General features: G+C 39.5%; 17 protein-coding genes. 9 read left to right on the forward strand and 8 right to left on the reverse strand.

Annotation, left to right across the window (positions count from 1 at the left end):
* Both tnpA and tamL read right to left on the reverse strand, forming a co-directional pair.
* Nucleotides 1–208: IS200/IS605 family transposase (tnpA, locus tag ACYPZI_RS10590; protein ID WP_459601362.1), on the reverse strand; the 208-nt coding region annotated here is incomplete at its 3' end.
* 126 nt (nt 209–334) lie between these two features.
* The gene (tamL, locus tag ACYPZI_RS10595) at nt 335–2,743 is read right to left on the reverse strand and encodes a translocation and assembly module lipoprotein TamL (protein ID WP_459601364.1); all 2,409 of its coding nucleotides are present in this window, start codon (nt 2,741–2,743) and stop codon (nt 335–337) included.
* Between the two features lie 111 nt (nt 2,744–2,854).
* Between tamL and ACYPZI_RS10600 the strand changes: the two genes are divergently transcribed.
* The 3 genes from ACYPZI_RS10600 to ACYPZI_RS10610 are packed head-to-tail and all read left to right on the forward strand — an operon-like array spanning nt 2,855 to nt 4,383.
* Nucleotides 2,855–3,250, forward strand: coding sequence for a VOC family protein (locus ACYPZI_RS10600; RefSeq protein ID WP_459601366.1), 396 nt, complete (start codon nt 2,855–2,857; stop codon nt 3,248–3,250).
* Nucleotides 3,251–3,256: 6 nt separating this feature from the next.
* Complete coding sequence (locus ACYPZI_RS10605) at nt 3,257–4,021, forward strand: RNA methyltransferase (protein ID WP_459601368.1); 765 nt, start codon at nt 3,257–3,259, stop codon at nt 4,019–4,021.
* Nucleotides 4,012–4,383 (forward strand): hypothetical protein, encoded by a 372-nt coding sequence (locus tag ACYPZI_RS10610; protein WP_459601370.1) that lies wholly within the window; start codon nt 4,012–4,014, stop codon nt 4,381–4,383. The genes ACYPZI_RS10605 and ACYPZI_RS10610 overlap by 10 nt, the downstream gene beginning before the upstream one ends.
* Here the strand turns inward: ACYPZI_RS10610 and ACYPZI_RS10615 are convergent.
* On the reverse strand, nt 4,380–4,898 hold the full coding sequence (locus ACYPZI_RS10615; protein WP_459601372.1) for a hypothetical protein: 519 nt from the start codon (nt 4,896–4,898) through the stop codon (nt 4,380–4,382). The genes ACYPZI_RS10610 and ACYPZI_RS10615 overlap by 4 nt on opposite strands.
* Nucleotides 4,899–5,082: 184 nt before the next feature.
* Between ACYPZI_RS10615 and ACYPZI_RS10620 the strand changes: the two genes are divergently transcribed.
* Nucleotides 5,083–5,793: an MIP/aquaporin family protein gene (locus ACYPZI_RS10620; protein ID WP_459601374.1), complete on the forward strand. Its 711-nt coding sequence runs from the start codon at nt 5,083–5,085 to the stop codon at nt 5,791–5,793.
* 61 nt (nt 5,794–5,854) lie between these two features.
* Here ACYPZI_RS10620 and ACYPZI_RS10625 read toward each other — a convergent pair whose 3' ends face one another.
* Nucleotides 5,855–6,574 (reverse strand): pirin family protein, encoded by a 720-nt coding sequence (locus tag ACYPZI_RS10625; protein ID WP_459601376.1) that lies wholly within the window; start codon nt 6,572–6,574, stop codon nt 5,855–5,857.
* A gap of 424 nt (nt 6,575–6,998) precedes the next feature.
* Between ACYPZI_RS10625 and ACYPZI_RS10630 the strand changes: the two genes are divergently transcribed.
* The 4 genes from ACYPZI_RS10630 to ACYPZI_RS10645 all read left to right on the forward strand — a co-directional run bounded on the left by ACYPZI_RS10630 (nt 6,999) and on the right by ACYPZI_RS10645 (nt 10,459).
* Nucleotides 6,999–7,754: a hypothetical protein gene (locus tag ACYPZI_RS10630; protein WP_459601378.1), complete on the forward strand. Its 756-nt coding sequence runs from the start codon at nt 6,999–7,001 to the stop codon at nt 7,752–7,754.
* A gap of 20 nt (nt 7,755–7,774) precedes the next feature.
* Nucleotides 7,775–8,761, forward strand: coding sequence for an alpha/beta hydrolase family protein (locus tag ACYPZI_RS10635; protein ID WP_459601380.1), 987 nt, complete (start codon nt 7,775–7,777; stop codon nt 8,759–8,761).
* Between the two features lie 151 nt (nt 8,762–8,912).
* Nucleotides 8,913–9,494, forward strand: coding sequence for a DUF1287 domain-containing protein (locus ACYPZI_RS10640; RefSeq protein WP_459601382.1), 582 nt, complete (start codon nt 8,913–8,915; stop codon nt 9,492–9,494).
* 8 nt (nt 9,495–9,502) lie between these two features.
* Nucleotides 9,503–10,459 (forward strand): aldo/keto reductase, encoded by a 957-nt coding sequence (locus tag ACYPZI_RS10645; protein WP_459601384.1) that lies wholly within the window; start codon nt 9,503–9,505, stop codon nt 10,457–10,459.
* 57 nt (nt 10,460–10,516) lie between these two features.
* On the opposite strand, the gene ACYPZI_RS10650 is transcribed toward ACYPZI_RS10645, so the two are convergent.
* Nucleotides 10,517–13,087 (reverse strand): S9 family peptidase, encoded by a 2,571-nt coding sequence (locus ACYPZI_RS10650; RefSeq protein WP_459601386.1) that lies wholly within the window; start codon nt 13,085–13,087, stop codon nt 10,517–10,519.
* A gap of 1,649 nt (nt 13,088–14,736) precedes the next feature.
* On the opposite strand from ACYPZI_RS10650, the gene ACYPZI_RS10655 reads away from it, so the two are divergent.
* On the forward strand, nt 14,737–15,390 hold the full coding sequence (locus ACYPZI_RS10655) for a hypothetical protein (protein WP_459601388.1): 654 nt from the start codon (nt 14,737–14,739) through the stop codon (nt 15,388–15,390).
* Between the two features lie 429 nt (nt 15,391–15,819).
* Here ACYPZI_RS10655 and ACYPZI_RS10660 read toward each other — a convergent pair whose 3' ends face one another.
* The 3 genes from ACYPZI_RS10660 to ACYPZI_RS10670 form a co-directional block, all read right to left on the reverse strand.
* Entirely contained in the window at nt 15,820–16,866 is a 1,047-nt protein-coding gene (locus ACYPZI_RS10660) for a glycoside hydrolase family 26 protein (RefSeq protein WP_459601390.1), read from the reverse strand.
* A gap of 81 nt (nt 16,867–16,947) precedes the next feature.
* Complete coding sequence (locus ACYPZI_RS10665; RefSeq protein WP_459601392.1) at nt 16,948–19,266, reverse strand: glycoside hydrolase family 3 N-terminal domain-containing protein; 2,319 nt, start codon at nt 19,264–19,266, stop codon at nt 16,948–16,950.
* A 60-nt stretch (nt 19,267–19,326) separates the two neighbouring features.
* Entirely contained in the window at nt 19,327–20,493 is a 1,167-nt protein-coding gene (locus tag ACYPZI_RS10670) for an AGE family epimerase/isomerase (RefSeq protein WP_459601394.1), read from the reverse strand.

Consider the following 20,493-nt stretch of genomic DNA (forward strand, 5'->3'; position numbering starts at 1 on the left):
TGGGGGGATAACTCAAGTGCAAATGGATATGGTCTTTACTGACTACTCCTTTGATTATATGAATGTCCAAAGAATTACATGCTTGACGAAGAATATCGCGACAACGTCGTTGGATATCACCTTGTAGCACATGGTAGCGATATTTGGTTATCCAAACCAAATGTACTTGCAACCTATTGACATTATGTGTACTGCTACGATTTTCCATTAACGTTGTACTTATGTAAGAATTTTAAACATTTATAGAAGCTAAAGCCTTGCACTAAAGTACATGGTTTTAACTAGCGAACCTGGAAAATAAATAAGATAAATAGAACTTAATATAAGTACAAAATCAGAACGGATAACCCACAGCAATATGCCAGGCAAAGTTATCGTTGAATTTGAAAGGATCTTTTATCGGCCACCTTGTCTTTCCCGGTTGATCTGATGGATCATAGGCTTTCCATCCTCCGTCGAGACGTATAAGAACAAAATCGAAATCGAGCCGCAAGCCTAATCCCCAAGCCACTGCGATCTCCTTATAGAATTGATTTAGTTTAAAGAATCCCCGGGACTGATCCTCATATGACTTTATAGTCCAGATATTTCCGGCATCGACAAATGCACCTAATTCTACAATCCAAAACAATTTACTCCGGTATTCTATGCTGGCATCGAAACGAATATCGCCTGAATGATAGTAGAAGTTATCCCTGTCGGTAGGAGAAGCAGGTATAAAATAATACGAACCGGGACCTAACTCCCGGATAGCCCATCCTCTTACACTATTGGCTCCGCCTGAGAAAAACCTCTTTTGGATAGGGTTCTGTTTACTATTTCCGTATGGGTAAATCAGCCCTCCCCCGACATGCCAGGCTATCGAATTCTTCTCATCCACCTGATGAGTACGGCTATAATCTACTATACCTCGTGCATATTGGGCAAAATTAGTACCAAAGATTTGCTTTGAGCCTAATTCATCTGCCTTCGCGCCGGTCAGCTTGGCTGCTAATGCCAACAAATTACCTGCTGTCTCAACGGAAGCCCTCAAGGAGTATATCGGCTGTCCCCTTCGGGTTGGACTGGCTACATTGCTCCTGGAAAAAGTATAACCTGTGCTTAATATAAAGTGGTCTTCAAAACTATATCTTCGGGCAGCCGGAGTCAAATCGTTAAGAAAGTCCTGATTTAAACTATTTTTGGGCAAATGTATATAGCTTACGTTTATGAGATCGAACACGTGTCTGTTCAACGACAATCTTCTGTCTTGCCATATATATTTAACACCCGTAGCTAACACTGTTCTGACAAAATAACCCGGACGTCGCTGAAATGTATAACTGGAATTGAACTGTGTGGACGCATGGATACTCCGGCGGAAATCTTCGTTGAGGAAAGGAAACATAAAACGGGGGAAAGTAACAGAAGCCTCTCCTCCTATTTCGAAGTAGTTGTCGTCAAAATTAGTAAAATCGGGGGTAATCGCTTCATAAGAACCACGAAGCTTAATATTAAATAATTCAGAACCTTTGAATATATTTCTATGTAGATATCCTAATCCTGCACCAACTCCTAAATACGCATCCGAATTTGTCCCTTCTATTTCTGCTGAAATGCCTTGCTTTTTATCCGATACGCAAGTTATAACACAGCGTAATTTTGTAGAATCATTTTCCCAAATGGTAGTATAACTGATATTTACGTTCTTCAATATCTGCAACTGGGACAAGGCGCTGTATGTGAGAGAAGTCATAGTTTCGCTATATAAGGCTCCCGGTATCACATAACAATTGCTTAATATTATATCGGGTTTAATATACTCCCCTCTTATACCATATTTTATCCTATAACCATTTCTTTCATAAACACTTGTAGACACGTATTCATTAATACTGCCATCCTCGAGCGGATTATAGTCGACCAACAATTCTACGTCTTTTATTATATATTGACGATGGGGCGTTTCTATTAAATAACCGGCCTGTGTGCGTTCCGAATACGGATAAATAGTAAGATCCAAATCTACTTTATTGTTGCCTGGCGTAGTATCAGCTTCAAATCCCAGATACTCTTTATTAAAGGCATAATAGCCTGTACGGCGCAAAATAGAAGTTATCCGGTCACGTTCCATATCCAGCTTATCGAGATCGAATAAAGAATTTTTCTGAACCAGAGTGTTCCGGTACAATACAGAATCGATATTCATCGTCAGATTACTTCTATTCCTGCCTGTACGCAATAGTTCAGATGGTATGGGCAGATTACGTTTAGGCAATACAGTATCACTTACTGCTATTTTATAATTGTCAATACGATAGGGTTCCCCTGCCTTGATATTATAAACAACCCTTGCTTTCTTCTTATTCAATTTTACAATAGGGGTAACTGTCGCGTTCAAATAGCCTTTGTTTGTCATCATACGTTTCAGATCAACAACCGTCCGGTCTAACATTGTACTGTCATAAATAACAGGAGGATCACCTCCACTACGCAAAGTCCTGTTTATCCATTTAGTCGTATCTTTGCCCGACAGGTTATATAAAAAAAGAGGCAATTTAAAGAGAGCAAATGTCTTGAAATTAGGCTTTTGCTTTATATAACTTTCCATTTCCATTACAGGAACAACTTCCTTATCACTCTTTACTGTAGCACTGGCGAGCAGGTACTCACCGTCGGGTACAAACTTCGTGGAGCTGCACGACTGTATCAGAGCAACGCAAAATATTATAATTACAAAAAAAATGACTGGTTTACTCTTCATTGAAAATGCACTAACAGAAAACTATATATCAAATGAACGACAAATTTAGGGTTTTAATTGTTTCTTTTTGTAGTTTTGCTGTAAAAAGAACAGATAATTAAAAACAAAAAAATGGAACTTCACCACACAGCTATATGGGTACATGACCTGGAAAAAATAAAAGCTTACTATATTCAGTTTTTCCATGCCACATCAAATAACAAATATACAAATACGGATACAGGATTTGCAAGTTATTTTCTGAGTTTCGAATCGGGTAGCAAACTGGAGATAATGCATCGGGCTGATATACCGGACAATGCCAACGATACAGTAAAACAACACAAAGGATATATCCATCTGGCATTTTTGGTAGACTCACGGGAGGAGGTAGAAGACAAGGCTAAAAAATTGCAGGAGGCGGGTTATCCTATACTGAGAGGGCCACGCCTGACAGGTGACGGCTATTATGAATTTGAGACCTTAGACCCTGAATGGAACAGGCTTGAAGTGATGAGTAACAAGTAATATTTTATGAGTTTAAGTAAAAATAAGCTGAAATATATACGTTCGCTAAAAGATAAAAAATACCGTTCGGAATACGGCACATTCGTAGCAGAAGGGAATAAGTTGGTATGCGACCTCTTACCTCATCTCAAGTGCCAGATACTAGTGGCTACTTCCTCATTTTTAGCGACAACAGATAGCAGCAACATAGATGAAATAATAGAGGTTAATGATAGCCAACTGGCACAGGCCAGCTTTCTTCAAAACCCGCAACAAGCCCTGGGGATCTTCTTTCAGCCGGAAAGAGATAACATAGAAGATATACAAGGACAACTGGTATTAGCCTTAGACGGGATACAAGACCCGGGAAATATGGGGACTATAGTCAGGCTAGCCGATTGGTACGGGATAAAAAATATATTTTGCTCGCACGACACAGCCGATATATACAACCCGAAGGTAGTACAAGCCACTATGGGAGCCCTGACTCGCGTAAATGTACATTATACTGACTTAGCCGGTTTTTTGAATAAAAATAAAGATATTCCTGTATACGGTACTTTTCTTGACGGCACAAATATGTATGAGCAAGACATCGCCGCACATGGCATCATAGTTATGGGAAACGAAGGAAATGGTATACGTCCCGGAATAGAAAAACTTATCGGCAAAAAACTATATATACCAAATTATCCGGCCGGGCAGCAAACATCAGAGTCGTTGAACGTAGCCATCGCGACAGCAATAATATGCGCGGAATTCAGACGAAGAGGAAATGAGCAATGGAAGTAGATAAATACGCGGAATTATATAAACAGAGGAACAGACACAGGTTCAAAAAGAAGTATATATTTCTTTTGACCGCTATTGTTGCCATTCTGACAAATCCTTCTCAGGAAAAACATCAGAATGCAGTAAAGGCTAAGTTCGATAACTATTTACAGAACCATTCCGGAAGCCCTCTAACTTCAGTACAAGGAAATCCCTTTGTAGACCAAACAATAATGAGATCTGTCAATTCTACGAACTATCTCTTTTTATCTACTACTAATGTCGCATGGGATAACGATACCCATATCATAGGATTTGGTATGTTCGGCAAGGTTTTTATTTCGAGCAGCTTCGATTTTTATCTCAATAATAAATATAATTAATGTTTCAGAGCTTTTTCAAGTTTCTTTTTTATATCTTCCTCCAGCTTCCCTTTTTCTATCAATTTCTCATATTTTTCGATACTGTCATCCTTTTTCAAATATCCTCTATTATTCCGGTAAAAGGCAATAATAGTTTCTATTCCGGCTTTATTCAGCAATATATCATCCTTCGAATAATTATTCTCTAACGAATATTTGACACATCCGGCAATGAAAGGAAGAAGTAGTTCCGGGCTCTTTTTTATAAACGGTAGTATGTCAGTGTTCACATTAATAGAAACATTCGGTGTCCCGGTCAGCCACATTATCAGAAAAGCATTCGCTTCGGTTCTTTTATTTGCTTCTTTTCCCAAAGATGTAGCTAACAACCAATTTATTGTTTCTTTCACCTGTGGCTCATAGGCAGCATAATCTTCCTTGTTTTCGAATTTTACATTTTTAGGAACCATATATTCCTGGCCATACACCGAGAAAGTGGATACAACAAACACAACCAAAAGTAGCGTTTTCTTCATAATGCAGAATTTTAGATTTAAGAGCCTGTTTAAATTTTATAAAACAAATATAATGACATCTATGTTAAAAATAAGGATAGATTTACTTCTTTTTTTTATGAAATTTATATATTTTCATTACATTTATGCCTAATTACACAAATTCAGCAAATTATACAAAATGTTTAACTCAAGTGAAAACTTTATGAAAAAGTATTTAGCAGAAATGATCGGAACCATGGTTCTGGTTCTCATGGGTTGTGGTAGTGCAATTTTTAATTGGGGAGTTGGTTCTACAGCGCAGGTTCTGACTGTAGCATTCGGCTTCGGATTATCCGTTGTAGCTATGGCCTATACCATTGGTAAAATTTCAGGATGCCACATCAACCCGGCTATCACTCTTGGTGTTTTTCTATCTAAGAGAATGTCGGGCAAAGATGCGGGGATGTATATCGTATTTCAAGTAATAGGAGCTATCATCGGTTCGGCTATCCTTTATGGTATCGTATCATCTATCGATACCGGTTCGGCTTCGTATATCGCTCAAGGCGGCGCTTTTGCAACAACAACAGGGGCAAATGGTCTTCAGCCGGGTGTAAGCCTTATGGGGGGACTATTGGCTGAAATCGTATTTACTTTTGTTTTTGTATTAGTTGTTTTAGGCACTACATCGAAAGGTGGAGCCGGAAACTTTGCCGGACTGGCAATCGGTCTTAGCCTTGTATTGGTGCATATAGTATGTATACCTCTTACAGGGACATCTGTAAACCCTGCACGTAGTATCGGCCCGGCTCTATTCGATGCTATCGAAGGCGGAAAAGCCCTTTCTCAATTATGGATATTTATTGTTGCTCCATTTGTCGGAGCCGCTCTGGCTGCTCTGGTTTGGAAATCAGTAGATACAGATAAGGAATAAAATACTGACTAGTCCTAAATAAACCTGTAACGCTTATTTAGGACTAGTCAATTACTTTGTTTTAAAATGACATAGGTACATCCATCAATAAAATGCGGGCGTTTTTCGAATCTGCTGTTATTTTAATACTACCGGTATCGGATATACCAAAACCATCCCTATGATGTAACTTTTGTCCTTCTATTGTAAATTCACCTTCAACCACCATGGCAAATACTCCATTGCCCTCTTTTTTCATCTTGTAATCGAGAACATGCCCTTTGTCGAAAGTACCTATACTAAACCAGGCATCCTGATGTATCCATAATCCTGTTGCCGCGTCATGCTTAGGGCCAACAACCTGAACAAGCTGATTTTTATTGTGTAAAAAATCAAAGGCTTTCTGATCGTAACGAGGTTCTACGTTTTCCTTATCAGAGAAAACCCATATCTGGAAAAAATTAACAGGTTTCTCCTTATTGGCATTATACTCACTATGTGTGATACCGCTACCGGCACTCATCACCTGAACTTCGCCCGCATGGATAACACCGGTATGCCCCATACTATCTTTATGTTCCAGGTCTCCGTATAACGGTATTGATATTATTTCCATATTGTCGTGCGGATGGGTGCCAAAGCCTTCTCCTCCTTTTACTATATCATCGTTGATAACCCGAAGTGCTCCAAAATGAATACGAGTGGGATCGTAATAATTTGCAAAACTGAATGTATGATATGAATCCAGCCAGCCGTGATAAGCATGACCTCTCGATGAAGCGCGGTACAATGTTGTTTTCATAATAATTTCCCTTTCTATTTTTAGTTTTTAAGTAATTTATGATAATTAATGCAACATTCTCTTTGTCATTGGCTCCGCTTCGCTCTGCCGAACGTTGTTTCTGAGGCACGAAGGATCTTGTTCCTTAAAAGCGGAACTGACAAGAGATGCTTCCTATCGTCAGCATGACAAAAACGAAAATTATGTTGTAATAAATACTTTCCATTACTTAATATAATATTATCAGAATATAATTTGTTCTGCACTACAAAATTACAACATAAATATATATTAACAAAATAATAAAAATAATACATATCTATAAATATATTTATATATAAAAGAAAAATAAATATCGTGTAACAACTGATACATTTTTATTTTTTTCTGAAATAGAAAAATATTTTATTAGCTTTACAGTTGTAGTAACTAAACGCAGGGAATTATGAAAAATCTGACACTTATACTACTATTGGCAATATCTCCTGCTTTATATGCTCAGACTGAAGCACAGAAAGATACTGTCCATTTGATGAAAGAACCTTTGAGGTTTGACGAAAAGCTCGACTATTCTTTAAAACCGGATTACTCTCCGGCTATTGACAAATCCGTTTTTCCGGTATACGAACCCTTGAAAGCAAAAAACACAGAAAGTATTGATCTGAAACTTCCTCCGTTGAACGTATATCTTGGTCCCCCTCTGGAAAACAATACATTTACCCGTTATCCGTTTGCCAATGATTATTCATTTGTTTCGGGAATGATTATCTCCGACAGGGCATGGCTGACCTCATCTTCCCGTCAGTTCGGGTATCCTACACTCGGAGCAATACGGTCTGTTGGTGTAAACTTCAATTATATGCCTGCCGACTGGCTAACTGTAAGTGTGGGACCATATGGGTCAAAATATAATTTTTATGGTTTAAACAATAACGATGTTGGTGTAAATGGTTCTTTAAAATTCAGGCTTACAGATAGAATCAGCATCAATGGATACGGACAATATTCTGCATTCGCAGACCAAAATAAAGTCTATGGCCCACTTATGAACATGTATCCGAGCACCTATTACGGAGGGACGCTTGAGCTTAAAATAACAGAAAAGTTTGGCATAGAAGGTGGTATTATCCGCGAACTGAATCCATTTTCAGGTAAATGGGAAAACAGGCCTTATTTAGCTCCGGTATTCTATACTAAATGACATAAAATCCAGGTCGGTTTATGACAAAAAAACAAAAGAAATATATTAAAATTACAATAAGCATAATTATTATTCTATTTATTGTGCTTAACGCTGGTATCATTGTACAATCGTATAGCCTTACCCACTTTGATGAAAATGCAAAACCGATGGATCCGGAATACGAGCCGACTTTTAAGGAAACCATAGGTATTGCCTTATTTGGTCTGGATATGCCTAAACCAAAAGCCAGACAATATCCAAACCGCCATTACGAGACGTTATACATATCTGCCGGAGAAAACCGAAAACTGGAAGCTTGGTCTATACATACCGACTCTATAAAATATGGAACCGTTCTGTGCTTTCATGGGTATATGGATGAAAAATCATCTATGCTCGACAGAGCATACGCTTTTCTGGATATGGGCTACGATGTCCTTTTAATTGACTTTATGGGTGCCGGAGGATCATACGGAAACCAAACGACTATTGGTTTTCTGGAAGCTGAAAATGTTAAAGCAGTTCACGACTATACAGTATCTGCATTGAAAGAGGACAAAATTATAATGGCTGGTTTTTCGATGGGTGCGGCTGCCATAATGAAAGCCCAAGCCGATTACGACCTGCTTACACAAGGTCTGATATTAGAGGCGCCATATAGTTCATTTAAAAATGCAGTCGGTAATCGTATCGGTAAATTAAGCATACCTAAATGGCCTGCGGCTGATCTGTTCACTTTTTGGACTGGGGTAATAAACGGATTCAATGCATTTAAGGCGAACCCTCAGGACTATGCAAAAAAAATAAATGTACCGACATTACTCATGTGTGGAGGTAAGGATCAAAATATACCAACGGAAGAAACTTTTCATATATTTGACCAGTTAGCCGGCAGCAAAAAAAAGCTTGAGATATTTCCGGAATCAACACATCAATCTTACCTGATCAAATATCCTAAAGAGTGGTATGCAGTTACATACAAATTCTTAAATGAATTAGAACAGTTGGATATATATAATGAATAAAATACATTACATATGAAAAGAATGGAATCCGCCTCAAATCGAGGCGATTTATAAGTCATGAAGCGATCGGAAAATAATAACAAACAGAGTTGACAAAACATACTGTTAAAACAATAAAACTTAACTATATTTGAATTCTAATAGTTAACGAATGAAGCATATATCCTTTTCCCTGTTCTTACTCTTTGTTTCGGTTTGCGTTCAGGCTCAAAGTGACGATTTTTATAAAGGGTTGTCGAACGCGGCAATGGAGTTGACTAAAGACAAAGTGACTTATGATCCCCGTTATTTCAATATACCATATCCCAATGGGGATGTGCCTCCTGACAAAGGAGTATGCACGGATGTCATAATCAGGGCATACCGGAAACTAGGGATAGATCTTCAAAAAAAGATACACGAAGATATGAAAGCTAATTTCGGTAAGTATCCGAAAACGTGGGGAATGAAATCTACTGACAGGAATATAGATCATCGCAGAGTCCCCAATCAGGCTACTTTCTTTTCTCGTTTCGGCACTATAAAAATAATATCGAATAAAGGCGAAGACTACCTGCCCGGTGACATTGTCACGTGGAATTTAGGAAAAGGGATCGTTCACATAGGCATTGTTAGCAACCGTAAGTCCGGTGACGGTAAACGGCCTCTTATAGTGCACAACATCGGACAAGGGCAAGTCCTGCAAGACTGCCTTTTTAGTTACAAGATAACAGGACATTACACATATAAATAAAAAAGGTCATGAAATACAATTTTTGTGGAAATAGTGGACTGCAATTACCCGAAATATCTTTGGGATTGTGGCATAATTTTGGCGATGTAGATGACTTCGGAGTCGCTACATCTATGATTCTGTATGCATTCGAAAAGGGAATAACCCATTTCGATCTGGCAAATAATTACGGGCCTCCTCCCGGAAGCGCTGAAACCAATTTTGGGAAAGTACTGGGCAAAGAACTAAAAGGACACAGAGATGAACTGATTATATCGTCCAAAGCCGGGCATCTCATGTGGAACGGGCCATACGGAGATGGTGGTTCGCGTAAATACATTATGGCGAGTATAGACCAAAGCCTTATGCGTACGGGACTGGAATATTTCGATATATTCTACTCGCACCGCTACGACCCGCAAACACCAATTGAGGAAACCATGCAGGCATTGATAGATATCGTCCGTCAGGGAAAAGCCCTATATATAGGAATATCTAAATATCCACCCGAAAAATTAGTACAGGCATATGACATATTGAAATCCCAGCACGTGCCTTGCCTCATTTATCAGGATAAATACAGTATGCTGGTACGCCACCCTGAAGAAGAACATATGGCTATCAATGAGAAATATGGTGTTGGCTTCATCGCGTTTTCTCCGCTTGCACAGGGGGTGCTTACCAATAAATATCTGAAAGGTATTCCGGAAATGTCACGTGCCCATAAAAGTCATGGTTTCTTGCAGGAAAGTGAAATTACGCCGGAAGTTATCACGAAAGTTTCTGCCCTGAACGACCTGGCCACACAGCGCGGGCAAACGCTTGCCGAAATGGCTTTGGCATGGTTACTGTACAATAAACAAGTAACATCGGTTATAGTAGGAACAAGTTCACTGAAACAGCTTCAGGACAATCTGAAAGCAAGAGATAATGCTAATTTCTCGGAAGAAGAATTAAGATTAATCGAAGGTGTTTTGGCGCAGTAACAATAATCAAAGGGGGCAGCGCAATCTGAAGTGCCCCCTTTGATTAATATATTTATATCACTTACTATCCGGAAACAAAGCTTTCCACCAGCCATTATCATCCTTCAGCCACTTATCGAACCATGCCATTATGGAATTGTTCCACTCTACACGACGCTTAAAATTTGCTACCCCATGATTTTCATCTTTCACCTGTATAAACTCTACAGGCTTTCCTAATATTTTCAAAGCGGTGTACATCTGGATGCTTTCGCCGATAGGCACGTTTGTATCAACTGTGCCGTGCGTCAGCAATATAGGCGTTTTAATCTTATCGGCATTGAAGAGCGGGCTTTGTTTCACATACAAGTCCGGGTTATTCCAAGGATAGCTGTTTGCACTGGCTCCCGAACTGTAAGTATATCCCCAATAACCTTCGCCCCAATAACTGCTTATGGAACTAATTCCGGCATGGGATACTGCCGCTGCGAACATATCCGTCTGAGTTTGCAGGTACATGGTCATAAAGCCGCCATATGATGCTCCTATACAACCTATTTTCTTATCGTTTACATAAGGATGTTCTTTCATAAACAGCTTTGTTCCTTCTATAATATCTTCGGCTGTACGCTTACCCCAAGCATTCACATGCATAGCGGCAAACTTCTGTCCGAATCCTGTCGCACCGCTTGGCTGCACTACATACACCACATACCCCTGAGCTGCAAATACATGTCCCGGATAAGGGTGTTCGAAAGTACGGGCAGTAGGCGTTGTCCCACCGTAATAATAGACGATCATCGGATATTTTTTTGCAGCATCGAAATTCGGTGGCAGATAGAAGCGACCTTTTATTTCCACCCCATCCGAATTGGTAAAATTCCAGTCCTGAACTTTTCCTAATTCCATCTTGCTCAACCTATCGTTGTAAGGATCAGCGATCAAAGTAGATATTTTAGACTTTAAGTCATAGATATATGCTCTCGTAGAGTTCGATTGTCCAACCCCCATATACACTCCTGTCTCTGCGTTATTAGCCAGATCGAAAACACGGATTACATCTTCGTGTAAGGGCAATTTGGTAAAAGTCTTATTAGACGGATTATAAGAATATACATTTACATAATCCATATCTGTGGTACGAAAATAGATAAGATTATCTTTCCTGTTCCACACTCCGGCATCGATACTCGGATCAAAATTTTTAGTTATGGCCTCTATCTGTTTAGTAGATAAATCCATAATGAAGGACAATGTATTGTAAGTGTTAGATATCTGTCCTTCGCCAATATTCAACCCGATACCATTAAAAGCTTCTCCCGACCCGGAAACAAGTAGTTTTTTACCGTCAGGTGAAAAAGACGCACCTCCGGCAAATGACTGGTCTATCCATAGTGTATCAGCTTTCATTGTGGCGAGATCCAGTTTCAACAGAGTGGATTTACGGAATGGACGTTCTGTTATAACTTCATCTGAAAAAGAAATTAGTATCTGTTTCGAATCGGGACTGATATCGCTAAGCCATGTGGAATGCGAACCAAAAGTCAGTTGCTGGCTAAATCCGGATACCAGATCGTATTTATGGATAAACGACCGGTTAGTATACCCCGGCTGCCTGTCTTCCGGTGATTTCAATAGCTTTAAGTCACTTTTGCTCTCTTCTCCTTTTTCCTGTTTGGAATAAAACAAAACTCTTTCGTTGGGTGCTATTTGGATATATTGATCCGGTATATTTTTAGCTAAGGTACTTTCTTGCATCGTTGCCGGATCTATTGTTATCAGGTTTACACCCTCTTCTGTTTTTGATATATAAAACAGCTTTTCGCTCTTAGGCATCCAGCTCAATTGTCTTTTCGCTCCGTCGGTGTCTATCAAAACCGAACTTTTAGCCTTTATATTGTATAGTTCTGTGGTAGATGATCCTTTCTCTCCAAATGTATTCCTGTATGATATTAATATATATTGTCCTTCGGGTGAAATACGGATATTCGTTACACGTTTGCCCAGCATCATATCTGTAAAATTAACAAGGCGTTTGTCCGAGTTCGAAAAAGAAAAGACTGTTAACGAATCGTTTTTCTCGTTTTCTATCTCCACCTTAAATGTAGGAGGTACATCTTCTTTCAGTGTTGTTATCGGTTCGTCTTTGCCTGTAACTATCATTTTTATTACAACCTGACTTTGTTCCGGATATGGGGTAAGTGAAGCCGTAACAGATTTTTTATCGTTACGAAATGTTTTTTCTTCAGTCGCTTTTGTTGCGGCCAATTTTCCATCCACATATATTTCCATCATATTGGGTGTGGTTACTTTCAAGGTACCTTTTGCATACCTGTCTGTACTTACATTAAAAGCAAATAACTGTATGGTGGTATTTTTATCCGCTGGTTTTTCAGGAAAGAAATAACCTGCCGTATCGGCTTTTAAAGGCCTTACAAAAGCCTCTCGCCCCGGAATGGACAAGGACATCTTCAGCATGTCTTTTTCACTGAATTTTTCACCTTTTAGATTCAGGCTATCTACTTTGAAAGGCTGCACAACAGTTACCGGAGTCGCAGCATATATCTGCGGTAAAGACTGTTTTTTCTGAGAAAAGGTATTTCCCGAAACGATCAATAAAAGAAATGAGATAAATAACTTCGTATTCATGTTAGATTGTTTTAGTTCCCCATCTTGCAAAGGTATAAATTATGTTATCAGTAATAAACACAAAATCTTAGTATTCTATAAATATTAATGATATATTTTTTCTTTCTCTTTGTCATGCTGACGAAGGAAGCATCTGGTGCCTGTTAAGGCTGGGATCCTTCGTTTCACTCAGGATGACAAAAATATATCAATAAATTATTTTTGTTGCTTAAGTTTTATAAAATATTTATTTATAGAACTTAAAGTAGAAATAAAAACGCACTGTTCATGGATCAGGGCAACCCGTCAAAAAAATGAAGAATGAATTGAATTATCAATCGCCGAAGCGAAGGCGAGGCAAAATCGGCGGAGCCAAAAGTGAAACATTGTCCGGCGCTGGTTTTATCTATAGATGTAGTGATAATTAGATAATTAGATAATTTGAAAATTTGAAAATGAGTGTGGAGTTTGTTACTTTTTGAAAACAGTTACGAGTAGACGAGATACGAGGTACAAGTTGTTGACTGATGACTGATAACTGTAGAGGTTTGTTACTTTTTAGTTAAACAGTTACGAGTAGACGAGATACGAGGTACGAGTTGTTGACTGTTGACTGTCGCACGTCATTGCGAGGGTTCGCCCGAAGCAATCCATTAATAATCAATACTCTGGATTGCTTCACTCCTGTTGGCTCCGCCGATTTTCAATTCGCAATGACGAAAAGGCCTTGCTTACTGATAACTGTTGACTGATGACTGTAGTAGTTTGTTACTTTTTAGTTAAATTCTGGTTTGTCATGCTGACGACAGGAAGCATCTCCTATTTCTCGGGGATTTGGATCCTTCCCCGCGGTCAGGATGACAAAGAGGATAGCCGCGCGAGCAAAGGCTATCGACTAACGGCTAAAAAATAACTGTATAAGTTTGTTACATTTTAGTTAAAAAAGCAGGAGTCAAAAAGTTCTGAGCGCTCACTACTGACTACTGACTACTGACTACTGACTACTGTTTACTGATAACTGTAGAGGTTTGTTACTTTTTAGTTAAATTCTGGTTTGTCATGCTGACGACAGGAAGCATCTCCTATTTCTCGGGGATTTGGATCCTTCCCTGCGGTCAGGATGACAAAGAGGATAGCCGCGCGAGCAAAGGCTATCGACTAACGGCTAAAAAATAGCTGTATAAGTTTGTTACATTTTAGTTAAAAAGATACGAGTAGACGAGATACGAGGTACAAGTTGTTGACTGATGACTGATAACTGTAGAGGTTTGTTACTTTTTAGTTAAATTCCGGTTTGTCATGCTGACGACAGGAAGCATCTCCTATTTCTCGGGGATTTGGATCCTTCCCTGCGGTCAGGATGACAAAGAGGATAGCCGCGCGAGCAAAGGCTATCGACTAACGGCTAAAAAATAACTGTAGAAGTTTGTTACATTTTAGTTAAAAAAGCAGGAGTCAAAAAGTTCTGAGCGCTCACTACTGACTACTCACTACTGACTACTGACTACTGTTTACTGATAACTGTAGAAGTTTGTTACTTTTTAGTTAAATTCTGGTTTGTCATGCTGACGACAGGAAGCATCTCCTATTTCTCGGAGATTTGGATCCTTCCCTGCGGTCAGGATGACATGCGACAGTAAATATTTTAGATTACTTGATATAATAAATACATGAACAAAATGAAAGTGAAACTTACGATTATTATACTGCTGCTCACAGCTTATGCAGGGACAGTTTCCGCGCAAGTAACGATCGGCGAAGGTACAGCTCCCCAGAGTTTTTCTGTACTGGAGATTTCCACCAATCTTACAAAGGGTGGGCTTCGCCTGCCGCAGTTATCTACCCAAGAGCGCAATGACTGGCGCGACTACTTTTTAGGGACAGCCACCGGCAACCCTGTAAATCCATCGGGGAGCGGAGTCACCGCCACCGAGCTGGCGAACGCTCCGGGGCTTGTCATCTACAATACCGACACCGGTTGTATGGAATATTGGAACAAACAGAAATGGATTTCACTCTGTGAAGACTTGATTGACCCCGGAACTTTGCCTTCCGGTTCGGGTACGTTCACCGGCAGAACCATCTTCGATATAGCGCAGGGTAACGATGACGTTAACGGCAAACTGACCGCCCACAAGCTCTATTATAGTACCGATTTTGCGCAGACAGTAGAACAGGATGCGACAGACGAGACGGTAGACGGGGTGCCAACAACGGTGACAGAACCAGATCCAAGTGGCGCCTGGCTTTACTCGGGCAGACAAGTGTACACCTTCGTGTGCCAAATGATTCAGAATGGCAATTTATTACCAACTCCACCCTGAATCCCAAAACACAAGCTCCCGGCGCTTTCGACAGCGATGACGCAAATAACTTTAGTAATGGATGGAGATTCGGGACGTCTATATATTTTCCTGCTGCAGGTCGGCGTAACAACCCAGAAGGCAAGTTAGATGCCAGGGGAAACCGAGCTGCTCTATGGAGTAATAAAAGAGATGGAATTAATACCATAAGATTTTCAGCAACCAAAAGTTCAACCGATCTAAATGTAGCAACCTTAAAGTACTGGTTATTAGCATGTTGCATAGCAAAGTAACTATATAACTACGTCTGATTTCAATTCTCCTCCTGCTTTTAATGCGGGAGGAGTTTAATCGACGATGCCGTAACCGATAAAGGAGGGTGTGTCTAAAGTATGATAGTGCTGTTCTACTTTTGACACACCCTCTTTCATATTATAGTTTTGTCGAGTATCATTTGATATCTTTATTCATTAAGATGTTGTCTTTACTGACAAACTCAACAAAATCTTCCGCAGAAGGATGTCCGGCAAACGGAGCATAAAAATGGCCCGGCATATTTCTTTCCCAGGCATTGCGCCAGAATAGTACCCATGCTATTTTATGCTGACTGATCAAAGGATATACTACTTGTGTAAAATAGGTAGAATCAGGTATCGATTCCATTCCTGTTTCCCCGATAGTCGGTATTTTATCCGATTTTAAGGCATATCCTGTCACTATTTTCAAATTACGTTCCATGGCCTCTTTATATTTCAGGATAGCCATAGAGTCTTTTCCGGGTACGTAGCTATCATAACCTACAATATCTACATATTCATCACCCGGATAGCGTTCTAAGAAATGAGCCTCATCTTTTATTTCTGACGGAGAGTAAGCATATAGTAAATTATGCACATTCTTTTTATCCCGGAGGTACTCAACTGTCATTATCCACAGTTGCTTATATTCATCGGGAGTACATTGCTCATTGCCCCACCAGAACCAATTACCGGTATGTTCGTGATACATACGGAAAACGACCGGAATATATTTACCATCCTTATCTTTCAGGTCAAGGAAAAAACCGGCTACCTGATCCAGCCATGTCAAATATTTTGCATGATTAGAACCTTTCGGCAGAATAGTACGTACAACAGAATCCTGTTTACAATCCCAAGCAGTGTTCCCTGTCACAATGTTATCACCATGCCAACTGGCTGTAGTAATACCACCCCGCGCGTATGTATCCCTGATATACTGCTTCATATCACTGAAATAGATAGAATCGAGATTAAATTCCGCGCCAATCTCTACATGACCTAACTCCCACCCTATTACAGCAGGATAGTCACCTGTCACATCTTTAACATCGGAGCGTCCGGCCTCTTTATACCATGCATGACCATAGGCTAATGCATCTTGATGACCAAGCATTATACCTCGATCTAAAGACTTAAACAATTTATTGTACAGGTCAACCGTTTCTTTAGTTGCATCCTTGTCAATAGGTTGTTTCATTTCTGTCAAAATTTCTTTTTGCTTACAAGCTGCAAAGCCCGCGATTAACATTAATATAAATAAGCCTTTTTTCATATCTGTTTATTTTACTGTAAATGCTATCTTATTTGCGGCATCATCTGATGAAGAGCCTACCTGAAACACGAAATCACCTGGTTCTACAACACGTTTGTTATCCAGATTGATGAAAGATAGATCATTTACATTCAGTTTAAATGTAACAGTCTTTGTTTCCCCCGCTTTCAATGTTATCTTTTCAAACCGGCGAAGTCTTTTCACATCAGGAACCAGCGAAGCATATAAATCACTTGAATACAACTGAACAACTTCTTTCCCTTCTCTATTTCCTGTATTTGTTACATCAATAGAAATCAAAATATCTTCATTCGAACCAAGAGGCAATTCCGCTTTGTTTATTCTCGGATTAGAGTATGCAAATGTTGTATAGCTAAGACCATAGCCAAAAGGATACTCAAAATTATAGTCACCTTCATAGTTGTAAGCGGCATCTGTATTTACTTGTTCCTCTGCGTATTTATGATAATACGGAACCAATGAATTCGGGAATGCCGGATAGGTATACGGTAATTTTCCGGATGGATTTACATCTCCCGCTAAAATGTCAGCTAGTGCATCTGCACCATAAACTCCCGGTAAATAAGTTTGTACAATAGCATCTAATTTTGAAGAAAACTTGGAAATAAGGCGCGGACGTCCTTCGCTTAAAACAAGGATAACTTTTTTATTGAACTTAAGCATTTCCTGAGCCAATTCTGTTTGCAGTTCATTCAGATACAGATCGTTCAAGTCGCCCGGTTTCTCACAATATGAGTTTTCACCCAGACAAAGCACAATATAATCCACATTTTTAGCTGCTGCGATAGCCTCATCAAACTTATCTTTATGCTCGGTATCCCACTTTGTTTCGTTTGTATAACTTACACCCGGAACATAAGAAACATTTTCCTTACCAAACTTAAGTTGTATCGCATCTAATAAATTATGATACCGGCTCGCAAATTCATCTATCTTCTCGCCTTGCCAGGAGAAAGTCCATCCCCCATTCAAAGAACGTTTACTTACTGCATTAGGTCCTGTAATAAGAATTTTCGTACCCTTTTTCAACGGTAAAACATTTCCTGCATTCTTTAATAGAGTAATACCATCTGCCGCGGCATCGTATGATGCTTGTTGATACGCTTTTGAATTAAATTCCGGGTAATCTTTTCGGTATGTATTCGGTACATCAAATAAGTTCAGTTTTAGCTTTAAAGCTACTACTCTCGTCGCCGCATCATCAAGACGGGACATCGGCACTTGTCCTTCATTTACAAGTTCTGTCAAGAGCCGGCAATATTCTTCGTAAGCAATTGGAATCATTGACATGTCAATTCCTGCATTGATTCCCACTTTGATAGCTTCTTTTATCGAAGTAACCATTTTGTCGCGACTATATAATTTGTTAATGTCTTCCCAATCGGTTACAATCATTCCCTGAAAACCCATCTCTTTGCGAAGTAATGTTGTCAACAGTTCGTAACTGGCATGTACAGGTACATTGTTTATAATACCCGAGTTTATCATCACTGTATGTACGCCGGCATCAACAGCTGCCTGAAATGCAGGAACATGATATTCGCGCAATACATTATCAGGGATATAGGACGGAGTACGGTCTTTCCCGCTGATAGGCGCCGAATAACCGAGGAAGTGCTTCATACATGCCGCTACTTTGTGTGGATTACCTATATTATTATCATCACCTTCATATCCTTTAATTAATTCACGGCCAAAAACAGATCCGACATAAGGGTCTTCCCCAAATCCTTCGTACTGACGGGGAAAACGAGGATCAAGGCCTAAATCGAGTACCGGAGAAAAAGTCCAGGGCACATTACTGGCACGGGTTTCATATGCTGTTATTTCTCCCATTTTGCGGGCATGTGCAGGATTCCATGAAGCTGCCACAGTTATTTCCTGAGGAAACATCGTGGATCCGGCTGTATAAGTAGCACCATGAATCTGATCCAATCCATAAATAATAGGTACTTTAACACGGGTCTCATTCATTGCCACGCTTTGCATCTGTTCCACAGCCTTGGTCCACCATTCCGGCGTACGGGCACGAGTATTCGGAGAATTCAATATAGAACCTACGTGATATTTTACGATAGCTTCGCGAAGCTTATCCATGTCTACTTCCAGTGTACTGGCCGGAGGTGTATCCTTCCCTTTAGTAACCAGATCAATACTTATTTGAGCTGTTTGCCCAACTTTTTCAGCGAGTGTCATTTTCGACACTATTTCTGCTGCTTTTTTATTTATTTCATCATTTTTCTGGGCTGTTAGTCCTGACGAAACCCCTAATACAGTAGCCATTATTACAAGTGCTTTTTTCATGTTTCTCAATTTAACAAATTTGCATATGGATGCAAATATAATCTTTTTATTACACGCTCATTATTCGATATCAAAATGTTCGATCATCTCCATGCACATACGACCATTATGATAAGGACATTTCCAAAACCCTGCTTTATCGTCTTCATTATTTATTGTATTATCCGGCAAACGGCTCCAGTGCCATTCTCCATTTTCCTTATCAACGATCATGTTTTGAATATAATTCCATATACGGGCAGCTTTTTCTTTGTATATAATATTTTGCGAATTTTTATAAGCATACATAAATCCGACTACAGCTTCTGCCTGTACCCACCAATGACGTTCTTTATCCAGATGATTCGCGTCTTTTTCATAAATCATACTGCCATCAGCTTCAAGGCCTTCCGAAGCGATATTAGCTATATCAAGCGAAATAGACGTAATCTCGGCCAATATTTTTTTATCGCCCAATATCTCCGCAGCCTCGAAAAGCAACCACGAAGCCTCTATATCATGTCCATACGATACGGCAGACGATTTCACATCCCATTGTTCGTCAAAGAACAAGTTGAGATGTTTTGTCTTTTTATCTAATATTTTTTCTTTAAAAACATTTATCAAACGTCTTTGAGCCTTCTCCAATTGTTCATCTTTCCAAATACGACAAAGATTAGCATACGGCTCTAACACATGCAAATGCGTATTCATCGTTTTCTTCTCATTGGCATCTTTCTCACTCAGGCGCATATCATCTATAGGCTCCCAGTCCCGAGTAAAGGCTTCCAGATAGCCACCTAAATCATTATCATGGCATTTCTCTATCATATAAAAGAACTCTTTAGCTAATTCCAATGCATATATATTTCCTGTCGCTCTGTAAAATTCAGAAAATCCATACAATGCAAAGCCCTGTGCATAAGTCTGTTTCTTCGTATTTACAGGATTTCCCTTATAATCCAACTCCCAATAGACGCCTCCATATGTTTTATCTATAAAATAAGTTACAATATAATCGAACGCCCGCTGAGCTATTTTCAAATACTTTGGATTTCGCAAAATCCGGTATGCAGATGAAAATGTCCACAGAATACGAGCATTCAGTATAGCCCCTTTATTGGCTCGCGGATACAATACATTATTGCCGTCTATCTGTCCATAGAAGCCACCATGTTCCTTATCTTGCATCTTTTCTATCCAAAAGGATAGTATATTATTTTCAAGTTCCTCTTTAAATCCGTACAT

This window comes from Dysgonomonas reticulitermitis (genome assembly GCF_054601275.1).

Coding starts and splice junctions, on each gene's coding strand:
- tamL (WP_459601364.1), bottom strand. CDS start 2,743: ATGAAGAGTAAACCAGTCATTTTTTTTGTAATTATAATATTTTGCGTT.
- ACYPZI_RS10600 (WP_459601366.1), top strand. CDS start 2,855: ATGGAACTTCACCACACAGCTATATGGGTACATGACCTGGAAAAAATA.
- ACYPZI_RS10605 (WP_459601368.1), top strand. CDS start 3,257: ATGAGTTTAAGTAAAAATAAGCTGAAATATATACGTTCGCTAAAAGAT.
- ACYPZI_RS10610 (WP_459601370.1), top strand. CDS start 4,012: ATGGAAGTAGATAAATACGCGGAATTATATAAACAGAGGAACAGACAC.
- ACYPZI_RS10615 (WP_459601372.1), bottom strand. CDS start 4,898: ATGAAGAAAACGCTACTTTTGGTTGTGTTTGTTGTATCCACTTTCTCG.
- ACYPZI_RS10620 (WP_459601374.1), top strand. CDS start 5,083: ATGAAAAAGTATTTAGCAGAAATGATCGGAACCATGGTTCTGGTTCTC.
- ACYPZI_RS10625 (WP_459601376.1), bottom strand. CDS start 6,574: ATGAAAACAACATTGTACCGCGCTTCATCGAGAGGTCATGCTTATCAC.
- ACYPZI_RS10630 (WP_459601378.1), top strand. CDS start 6,999: ATGAAAAATCTGACACTTATACTACTATTGGCAATATCTCCTGCTTTA.
- ACYPZI_RS10635 (WP_459601380.1), top strand. CDS start 7,775: ATGACAAAAAAACAAAAGAAATATATTAAAATTACAATAAGCATAATT.
- ACYPZI_RS10640 (WP_459601382.1), top strand. CDS start 8,913: ATGAAGCATATATCCTTTTCCCTGTTCTTACTCTTTGTTTCGGTTTGC.
- ACYPZI_RS10645 (WP_459601384.1), top strand. CDS start 9,503: ATGAAATACAATTTTTGTGGAAATAGTGGACTGCAATTACCCGAAATA.
- ACYPZI_RS10650 (WP_459601386.1), bottom strand. CDS start 13,087: ATGAATACGAAGTTATTTATCTCATTTCTTTTATTGATCGTTTCGGGA.
- ACYPZI_RS10655 (WP_459601388.1), top strand. CDS start 14,737: ATGAACAAAATGAAAGTGAAACTTACGATTATTATACTGCTGCTCACA.
- ACYPZI_RS10660 (WP_459601390.1), bottom strand. CDS start 16,866: ATGAAACAACCTATTGACAAGGATGCAACTAAAGAAACGGTTGACCTG.
- ACYPZI_RS10665 (WP_459601392.1), bottom strand. CDS start 19,266: ATGAAAAAAGCACTTGTAATAATGGCTACTGTATTAGGGGTTTCGTCA.
- ACYPZI_RS10670 (WP_459601394.1), bottom strand. CDS start 20,493: ATGTACGGATTTAAAGAGGAACTTGAAAATAATATACTATCCTTTTGG.